General features: G+C 73.8%; 9 protein-coding genes. 6 read left to right on the top strand and 3 right to left on the bottom strand.

What is annotated here, in order from left to right:
- Positions 1-12: 12 nt before the first annotated feature.
- Positions 13-441: a hypothetical protein gene (locus ACFULQ_RS47460; protein ID WP_383557598.1), complete on the bottom strand. Its 429-nt coding sequence runs from the start codon at positions 439-441 to the stop codon at positions 13-15.
- A 116-nt stretch (positions 442-557) separates the two neighbouring features.
- Here ACFULQ_RS47460 and ACFULQ_RS47455 point away from each other — a divergent pair, with 116 nt between their 5' ends.
- Positions 558-1,724 (top strand): PP2C family protein-serine/threonine phosphatase, encoded by a 1,167-nt coding sequence (locus ACFULQ_RS47455; protein ID WP_383557595.1) that lies wholly within the window; start codon positions 558-560, stop codon positions 1,722-1,724.
- A 69-nt stretch (positions 1,725-1,793) separates the two neighbouring features.
- Positions 1,794-2,948, top strand: a complete 1,155-nt coding sequence (locus ACFULQ_RS47450; protein ID WP_383557593.1) for a hypothetical protein — start codon at positions 1,794-1,796, stop codon at positions 2,946-2,948.
- Between the two features lie 56 nt (positions 2,949-3,004).
- Here the strand turns inward: ACFULQ_RS47450 and ACFULQ_RS47445 are convergent, their stop codons facing one another.
- On the bottom strand, positions 3,005-4,240 hold the full coding sequence (locus ACFULQ_RS47445; protein ID WP_383557590.1) for an amidohydrolase: 1,236 nt from the start codon (positions 4,238-4,240) through the stop codon (positions 3,005-3,007).
- Positions 4,241-4,384: 144 nt separating this feature from the next.
- Between ACFULQ_RS47445 and ACFULQ_RS47440 the strand changes: the two genes are divergently transcribed.
- Entirely contained in the window at positions 4,385-4,933 is a 549-nt protein-coding gene (locus tag ACFULQ_RS47440; protein WP_383557588.1) for a tellurite resistance TerB family protein, read from the top strand.
- 566 nt (positions 4,934-5,499) lie between these two features.
- Here the strand turns inward: ACFULQ_RS47440 and ACFULQ_RS47435 are convergent.
- Positions 5,500-5,706: a hypothetical protein gene (locus ACFULQ_RS47435; RefSeq protein WP_383557604.1), complete on the bottom strand. Its 207-nt coding sequence runs from the start codon at positions 5,704-5,706 to the stop codon at positions 5,500-5,502.
- A gap of 90 nt (positions 5,707-5,796) precedes the next feature.
- Between ACFULQ_RS47435 and ACFULQ_RS47430 the strand changes: the two genes are divergently transcribed.
- The 3 genes from ACFULQ_RS47430 to ACFULQ_RS47420 all read left to right on the top strand — a co-directional run bounded on the left by ACFULQ_RS47430 (position 5,797) and on the right by ACFULQ_RS47420 (position 9,044).
- Positions 5,797-7,143, top strand: a complete 1,347-nt coding sequence (locus ACFULQ_RS47430; RefSeq protein WP_383557585.1) for a helix-turn-helix domain-containing protein — start codon at positions 5,797-5,799, stop codon at positions 7,141-7,143.
- 120 nt (positions 7,144-7,263) lie between these two features.
- Positions 7,264-8,286 carry a permease gene (locus ACFULQ_RS47425; protein WP_383557582.1) on the top strand — a complete coding sequence of 341 codons (1,023 nt, stop codon included), beginning with the start codon at positions 7,264-7,266 and terminating at the stop codon, positions 8,284-8,286.
- Positions 8,283-9,044, top strand: a complete 762-nt coding sequence (locus ACFULQ_RS47420; RefSeq protein ID WP_383557601.1) for a TIGR03943 family putative permease subunit — start codon at positions 8,283-8,285, stop codon at positions 9,042-9,044. The genes ACFULQ_RS47425 and ACFULQ_RS47420 overlap by 4 nt, the downstream gene beginning before the upstream one ends.
- The last annotated feature ends 41 nt before the right edge of the window (positions 9,045-9,085 follow it).

The following is a 9,085-nucleotide window of genomic DNA, read 5'->3' as shown; positions in this document are numbered from 1 at the left end:
GTCCCGAAGCCGTCAGCGGATCCGGTTCCCCGCGCCGTCCTCGTGCGTGTAGTAGCGGTAGAAGAACACGACGAAGATGCCCGCCGCGACCGCGAGCCCCAGGGCCGTCGACCGCAGCACGCTCTCCCCGGTCTGGCTGTACAGGAAGCCGACGGCGGCCCCGGCGAAGCCGGACTTCACGGCCGAGTGGAGCTCTCGCTTCAGCAGCGGGGCGAACGTCGCCACGGCGAGGCACAGCACGATGAACACGAGCGCCGTCACGAAGCCGAACAGGATGTTCCAGCCCGTGATGGGGCCGCCGTCCCTGCGGTTGGCCGCGGCCCAGTAGCCGTAGACCAGGCCCAGCACCACGGGGATGCCGTAGCGGGCCGCGAGGTGGACCTTCGGGCTGAACACGTCGGGTGTCCGGGCGAAACCGCCCCTGGGTGCCGCATGAGCCATGAGAGCACTCCTCTCTCTGCAACTCCCCGATACGCCCCCGCCTACCAGAGCACACCTGGACAGGGGCCCTGGCAAGTCGAATGGCGGCCCGGACGGCCCCGTGTTTCGCTGGCCCCATGAGCGGTGTGGGCCGGGGACAGCTGCTCCGCGTCCGCGGGGGCCGCAGCATCGCCTGGTTGCCGCCCCTGGTGCTGCTCGTCGCGATCACCGTGATCGACTACTACACCGGCGCCCAGTTCCGGATGATCTCCTGGGTCGTGCTGGTCCCGGGCATCGCGGCGGCGCTCTGCGCGGTACCGGGCACCGCGGCCTTCTCCGCCCTGTCCCTCGTCACCTACGTCGTCGCCGACACCTCCTGGCCGGAGCGGTACCGCTCCGGGCTGCCCGACTTCGTGCTCGTCGCCCTCGGCGGGGTCCTCGCGGTGCTGGCCTGCGTGATCCGGCTGCGGGGCGAGCGCAGCATGCTGCACATGCGGGACGTCGCCGACACCACCCGCCGTACCGTGCTGCGTCCGCTGCCGCCGGTGTGGGGCGGTCTGGAGCACGCCGAGGTGTATCTGGCCGCCGACAGCGAGGCCCGCGTCGGCGGCGACTTCTACGACATCCAGCCGGGCCCGCACGGCACCCGCGTGCTCGTCGGGGACGTGCAGGGCAAGGGGCTCGGCGCGGTCGAGGCGGCGGCCGCGCTGCTGGGCACCTTCCGCGAGGCGGCGTACCACGAGGCGGAGCTGGCGACGGTCGCCGAGCGGCTGGAGATCCGGGTGCAGCGGCACGGTGTGCACATCGCCGCGCTCGGCCGGGACGACGGCGACCGCTTCGCCACCGCCGTCCTGCTGGGCTTCCCGCGCCTCGACACCGGCCTGGTGGAGGCCATGGTCTTCGGACACGAACCGCCGCTCGTGGTCGGCCCGTCGGGGGTACGGCCGCTGCCCGTGGACGGCGGACTCCCGCTGGGCCTCGCCGCGCTGTCCGCCGCGGGCCCGCCGCCCGTGCGCCGGGTCCCCCTCGCCCCCGGTGAGACCCTGCTGCTGACGAGTGACGGCGTCACCGAGGCCCGCGACGGCGCCGGGATGTTCTACGCCCTCCCTGAGGCGGTGTCCCGCGCCCTGGCCGCCGACCCGCGCGCCGTCGAACCCCGCCGCCTGGTGGACCTGGTACGCGACGGCACACTCCGCCACTGCGGCGGCCGGCTCCTCGACGACACGACGGTGTTCGCGGTGCGCAGGGTGCAGGGGCTGTGCGGGGGTGACGAGTGGGCAGGAAACGGGCGTTTGCCGTCTTGAGAACTCCCCTTTGCAGGCGCAGCGGTTACCGTGCTGCCGTAAGTGATCGACGGGGGATGGGGAGGACCGATGCCCGGGACCGTGCTGCTGCTCGCCGCCTCACCGGTGGGCAAGAGCTGTCTGGTGGACGCGGCGTCCGTGCTTCCCGTCCTCGCGGCCGTGCCGCCCGCCGTGCTCTCCGGCACCGACACCGCCAACGTCGTCGAACTCGCCGACCCCCTCGAACCCCAGGCCGTCCTGACCCGCCTGCGGGCCGTCGCGGCCACCCCGGGCCCGCTCACCGTGTTCGTCGCCGGCCAACTCGCCCTGGACCGCCGCCAGCACCTGCCCCACCTCGCGCTGGCCCGCACCACCCCGGCCACCGTCCGCTACACCGCGCTGCCCTGGCAGTGGATCCGCGAGGAGTTCCGGCTGCGGTCGCCGGGTTCCACGACCCTCTTCCTCGACCTGCACGCCGACGCGGAGAGCTGGGCCTGGCTGCGCACGCACACGCTGGACTCCGGGCGCAACACCGCGGTGTTCGGCCGGATCGCGCCCCCGCCGTCCCGTCGCAGGGTCGCCGCGCCGGCGTACATGAAGACGATCGCGACGATCCTGCGCAGCGGGTGGCGTCCGCCGGAGGAGCAGTTGCACCAGCAGGCGTTCGGGCGGCTCGGGAGCGACGCGTACGGGGACGTGGTGCTGACGGTGCCGTCCGCTCCAGTGGCCGCCCCCGGGGGCCCGGCCCCGCGGGTGGTCGCGGCACAGCGCGTGGCCCCGGTGGTGCCGGCGGTTCCGGCCCAGCCCCCTCGGCAGCAACCGGTGGACCCGCACAGCTACATCACCGCCGCCGTCCAGGCGGGCCGGCACCAGGACGCCGAGTCCGTCGCCGCCGCCCACGAGGAGGCCGCCGCCCGCGGCCATGGTCCCGCCTCCGAGCAGGCCCTGCACTGGTCCGAGGTCCGGGCGGATCTGGCCATGTTCGCGGGGGACCCGGTCCGCAGCTGCCGGATCTGGCTGACCGTGGCCGAGGCACGGCTCACCGCCGGACAGGCCGTGGACTCGGGACCGGTGGAGACCGCCGTCGACCGGGCCCACCACCAGTGGTCCCAGGTCCGGGACGTCGACCAGGTGCGGCAACTCGGCATCGTGCTCGCCGGGTTGCGCATGCGGGTGCCGGGACGCCGGCAGGGCGCACTGGAGAACGTGCGGACACAGCTCCAGAAACTCCAGATGCAGGGCTAGGCGGCTGGGCCGGCATCGCGCGACGCAGGGCTGGGCCGGCATCGCGAGACGCGGGGTTAGGCCAGCATCGCGAGCGCCCCCGACACCAGCGTCCGCACGCCCGGCCCGACCACCGACAGGTCCGGCGCGAACTGCGGGCTGTGGTTGCTCGGGACCGCGTCGAACTTCTCCCACAGGTCCGCGCCGGGTGCCGCCTCCCACACGGCGGCCGGGGTGGAGGTCACGAACCAGTAGGAGTACGGGAGTTCACCGAGCGCGAGCTTCGAGAAGTCCTCGCTGCCCATCGCCGGGCCGGGGTCGAAGACGGTCACGGCGCCGAAGACCTCGCGGTGCACGGCGGCGACCCGGTCGTCGGTCTCCGGGTCGTTGACCGTGACCGGGAACGAGCCGCCGAGGATCACCTCCGGCTCACGCGGGCAGCCCGCCGCATGGCACTCGCCCTCGGCGATCCGGCGGATCGCGGCCAGCATCCGGTCCCGGACCGCGTCCGACTGGGTGCGCAGGTTGAGGGAGATCCGGGCGGTCGACGGGATGATGTTGGGGGCCGTGCCCGCCTCGATCCGGCCGACGGTCAGCACGGCCTGCTCCCGCGGCCTGATCTCCCGGCTGACCACCGTCTGGAGCCGCGTGACGAGGTAGGCGGCCGTCACCACCGGGTCCACGGTCGTCTCGGGCCGCGAGCCGTGACCGCCCCGGCCGTGCACCACGATCTCCACGTCCGTCGTCGCCGACATGATCAGACCCGGCACGTGCGCGTACAGCCCCGCCGGACCCGGCGCGACATGCTGGCCCAGCAGCACGTCCGGGCGCGGGACACGGTCGTAGAGCCCGTCGGCGACCATCGCGGCCGCCCCGCCGCCGCTCTCCTCGGCGGGCTGGCCGACCAGCACCAGCGTCCCGGACCAGGCGTCCCGGCCGTCCGCGAGCGCCCGCGCGGCCCCCGCCAGCCAGGTCACGTGCAGGTCGTGCCCGCAGGCGTGCATCACCCCGGGGGTCTCGGAGGCGTACGGCAGGCCAGTGCGCTCCTCGACCGGCAGCGCGTCCATGTCGGCGCGCAGCAGCACGGTGGGCCCGTCGCCGTTGCGCAGCACGCCCGCGACGCCGGTGCGGCCGATGCCCTCGGTCGTCTCGAACCCGGCCGCCCTGAGCCGCTCGGCGACCAGGGACGCCGTGCGGTGCTCCTGGAACGACAGCTCGGGGTGGCGGTGCAGGTCCCGGTAGAGGTCCTCCAGGTCGGGGACCGGGAGGGCGGCGGTGAGGTCCAGCGCGGTACGGGCGGCGGGAGACGTCATGCGGGCAGCGTAGGTCGTGGGTGGCGAAAGGTGTGCCGCGGTGCGGCCGGGTGGGGAGACCTGCTGACGGCACTTGGTGGAACCTTTGCCTCGGCGTGTCCGTTGTCGGGGTGAGATCACTCAACGAGTACCGAGGTGACGTCAATGGCACTGTTCGACCGGCTCAAGGACCAGGCCAAGAACCTCCAGCAGCAGGCCCAGGGGCGCGGCACGGCGGCCGGTGGGCAGGGACACGGCGGCTCGCGCGGTGGTTCGCGGGCCCAGCTCGTCGGAGTGCTGAAGACCCAGCTCGGATCTTTGAAGACCGAGTTGAAGAGCGGCGCGTACCGGGACGCCAGCATGGCGATGTGCGCGCTGGTCGCCGCCGCCGACGGGCAGGTGGACGCGTCCGAGATGCAGCAGATGGAGTCGCTGATCCTGGGCAACGAGGTGTTGCAGAACTTCCCGCCGGAGCAGCTGCGCCAGCGTTTCCACAAGCATGTGGACCAGCTGACCCGGAACTTCCCGCAGGGCAAGGCGGAGGCGCTCCAGGAGATCGCCAAGGCCGCGAAGAAGCCCACCGAGGCGCGCGCGGTGATCCAGACCGGCATCGTCATCGCCGGCGCGGACGGCCACTTCTCCCAGGCGGAGCAGGCGATCCTCAGGGAGGCGTGCGCGACCCTGGGCCTCCAGCCCACGGAATTCCAGCTCTGACGCCCCTGCCTTCCGGGCGCCTTTCATGCCGCTTCACCGACCGATCGACGGCGGTGGGGCGGCATGGGCGTTTCGGGGGCCTCGGCGTGGAGTCGCCAGCGGCTCGGCGTGGAGTCGCCACCGGGATCGTGCCGATCGCCGTCGCTGGCCTGAGGTGTCATTCGGCTGAGCTGGCGGGGGCCGGTCGGGGGGCCGGTCGGGGTCGTGCCGCTCGGAGACCGGCCTGAGGTGTCATTCGTCTGAGCCGGGTGGGAGGGGGCGGCCGGAGGGTTGGTCGGGATTGGGTCGCCCGCCATCCCCGGCATGACGTTCGTCCGGCTGAGCCGGCGGGAGGGGCCAGTCCGGGGGCTGGTCGGGGTCGACTCGGCCGCCGACCCGGCACGACGTGCAAGTCGGCTGAGCCGGGTGGGAGGGGGCGGCCGGAGGGTTGGTCGGGATTGTGTCGCCCGCCGTCCCCGGCATGACGTTCGTTCGGCTGAGCCGGCGGGAGGGGGACGGCCCGAGGGCTGGTCCGGGTCGAGTCGCCCGCCGCCCCCGCACGACGTCGGGAATCCGGCTGAACCGGGTCAGTCGGAGGGCGGCGCGGCCATACGCTGGGTCTGCTCGGCCCGGTCGGCGGGGCGTGGTTCCGAGGCCTTGGCCGGTCCCGCGTTCGCCGCCAGGACCAACGTGACCACGGCCACGACCGCGGCGGCGAAACCCCTGGTGTAGCGCGCGGTGGTGCTGGTGCGTTCGAGCACGGCGACCTCGCAGCGGTGGCGGTGAGTGTCCATGGCGGTGGAAGCGTATTAAGCACGGTTAATACGCCGTTTAACCTAGGGGCTGCGACAGCCGAACGGCAAGAGGGGCTTGGGGAGTTGGCCATGTCTGAGCGGGACGACCCGGGCGTCATCGGGCGACGGGTGCAGCAGCTGAGAGTCGAACGCGGGCTCACCCAGAAACAGTTGGCGGAACCGGCCTACACCCCGGCCTACATCTCCACCCTGGAGTCCGGCCGGGTACGCCCCTCCGACGACGCCCTGAGGCACCTCGCCGACCGCCTCGGCGTCGGCTTCGACGAACTCGCCACCGGCCGCCCGGCCCACCTCGTCACCGACCTGCGCCTGCGTCTCACCGAGGCCCAGCGCACCCTCGCCACCGGCGAGGCCGAGGAGTCCGCCGAGCAGTACGCCCGCCTCCTCGCCGAGGCCGACACGCTCGACCTCGCCGAGGTCCGGGCCGCCGCCCTGCTCGGACTCGGGGAGTGCGCCGTGGAGACCGGCGAACTCGGCGCCGCCCGCCAGTACTTCGAGCGCGCCGAGAAGGCCCTCGGCGACGACGTCCCGCTGCCCGCCCGGGTCCCGGCCCTGCGCGGCCGCGCCCTCGCCCACTACCTCACGGGCGAACTCCGCTACTCCGTCTACCTGCTGGAATCCACCCTCGACGAGCTCAACCGCGGCGGCCTGCACGACCCCGACGCCCTGCTCCTGCTCTACGCCAGCGTCATCGGCCCCTACATGGACATGGGCGCCCACGCCCGCGCCGCCCAGGCCGCCGAACTCGCCCTCGCGCTCGCCCCGCAGTCCGGCGACCCGGCCCTCGTCGCCCGCATGCACCGGTCCGTCGCCCGCACCCTCCTCGCCGAGGGCCGCCTCGCCGAGGCCGACGCCTCCCTCGCCAAGGCCGCCGAGCTCTACCGGCAGCTCCAGCTCCGTACGGAACTCGCCAACTGTCACTGGATGCGCGGCTACGTCTACGCCCAGAACGGCGAACTGGAGCGCGCCGAGGAGGAGTTGCGACAGGCCCTCGCCATGCTCTCCGCCAAGCGGGCCGCCCTGTACTTCAGCCAGGCCGCCGTCGAACTCGCCGACGTGCTGCACCGGCGCGGCAAGTCCGAGGAGGCCGCGGCTCTCCTGCACGACGTGCTCAGCGACCTCAGCCCCGAGCGCGGCGCCCTGCACTCCGCCGCCGCCCACCGCCTCCTGGGCATCATCGCCGAGGACGCCCGCGACACCGAGACCGCCGAGGAGCACTACGTCCGCGCCCTGAGCCTGCTGGAGCGGGCCGGCGCCGCCGGCGACCTGGCCGACCTGTGCCGCCTCCTGGGCGACCTGCTCCGCCGCACGGGCCGTACCGAAGCGGCCCTCGACGCCTACCGAACCGGCCTCGGCCACCGCACGACCCCGGGCACCACCACCCTGGGCCCGGCACCGGCCCAGCCTCCGCTGTGAAGCCCGGCGCCCTTACCCGATCCGTGCTCGCACAGTCCCCTCTGTGACGATTCCGGGGTTGTTCACAGGGGTGTCCCGTTAGCCTGCGCGAGACATCGGAGGGCGGGCGGGGCGGGGCACGTGGAGAACGAGAGGACGGCGGCCGACGGGCTGCGGCCCGGCGTGCTCGTCGCGTTCGGCCTGCGGGTGCTCGTGTACGGCGTTCTCGGCGGGGCCGCGCTCGTCGCCATCGCCACCGTCGCCTCGGTGCTCGGCCCCATCCTCGCGCTCGACCTCTACACCCCGCCCGTCGCCGCCTGGTGGACCGTCTTCACGGCGGTCGCCGTCCAGGGCGTGCCCTTCCTCCTGCTCGGCACGGTCGTCTCCGCGGCGATCGGCGCCTTCGTCCCGGAGCGCGTCTTCACCCGGCTCCTCCCGCGCAACCAGGCCCTCGCGGTACCGATGGCCGGCGCGGCGGGCGTCGTCCTGCCGGGATGCGAGTGCGCGTCCGTCCCGGTGGCCGGGAGCCTGATGCGGCGCGGGGTCGCCCCGGCGGCCGCGCTCGCCTTCCTCCTCTCCGCGCCCGCGATCAACCCCGTGGTGCTGGTCGCGACCTCCGTCGCCTTCCCCGGACAGCCCGCGATGGTCCTCGGCCGGCTGGTTGCCTCCCTGGCCACCGCCGTGGTGATGGGCTGGCTGTGGGCCCGGTTCGGCCGCGAGGAGTGGCTGCGACTGCCGAAACGATCAAGCGGTACGTCCACCCGCGGACTGCGGGCCTTCGGCACCGGCCTCCAGCACGACTTCCTGCACGCGGGCGGCTTCCTGGTGCTGGGCGCGGCGGCCGCGGCGACGTTCAACATCGTGGTCCCGCGTTCGGTGCTCGACCTCTTCACCGGCTCGGCCTGGCTGTCGGTGCTGCTCCTGGCCGTCCTCGCGGTGGTGCTGTGCGTGTGCAGCGAGGCCGACGCCTTCGTGGCCGCGTCCCTGAGCGGTTTCTCGCCCACCGCGCGGCTGGCGTTCATGGTCGTGGGCCCGATGGTCGACCTCAAACTGATCGCCCTTCAGGCCGGCACCTTCGGCCGGACCTTCGCCGTCCGCTTCTCCTCCGTCACGTGGGTGGTGGCCGTACTGAGCAGCGTGCTCGTGGGGTGGTGGCTGCTGTGAGGCGCTACGGCCCCTGTCTGCTGCTCGTCCTCGTCGGCGCGGCCGTCCTGCGGATCTCGCTCCTCAGCGAGCTGTACCTGCGGTACGTGCAGGCGGGACTGCGACCGTATCTGGTGACGTCCGGCGCGGTGCTGGTGCTGCTTGGGGCGGTGATGGCGGTCGTACGACGGACTGAGCGCGGAGAGGACGAGGAGGACGGGGAGGATCACGAAGGTGGTCCCGAAGGGGAAGGCGAGCACGGGCACGGGCACGGTGTCGCCGGCCCCCGGGTCGCCTGGCTGCTCGCCCTCCCCGCCCTCGCGCTGCTCCTCTTCCCGCCGCCCGCCCTCGGCTCCTACAGCGCCGAACGCGAGGCGGCGCAGCGGGCCGCGCAGGGCGTCGGGACCTTCCCGGCCCTGCCCGCCGGGAACCCGGTCGAGCTCACGCTCGGGGAGTTCGGCTCGCGGGCCGTCTACGACAGCGGGCGCTCACTGAGCGGCCGTACGGTCCGCATGACCGGGTTCGTGACCCACGGCGACGACGGGACCTGGTACCTCACCCGGCTGTTCGTCACCTGCTGCGCGGCCGACGCCACCACCAGCAAGGTCGAGGTGCGCGGCGCCGCGGACGGGGCACCGCCGGTCGACGCCTGGGTGACCGTCACCGGCACCTGGCACCCCAAGGGGCGACTCGGCACCGACAGCGGGTGGCCGCCGGTCCTGGACGCGAGCGAGGTGCGGCGGGTGGCGCAGCCGGCCGATCCGTACGAGAAGCGCTGACGCGGGGCGGGGGCGCGGGCCGCCAGGGGCGGGGTCCCGGG

The sequence above is a fragment of the Streptomyces sp. NPDC057253 genome, assembly GCF_042669125.1.
Classification (GTDB): Bacteria; Actinomycetota; Actinomycetes; order Streptomycetales; family Streptomycetaceae; genus Streptomyces.
The sequence above is the reverse complement of the archived record's forward strand: the minus strand, read 5'-3'. Positions and strand labels throughout refer to the sequence as shown.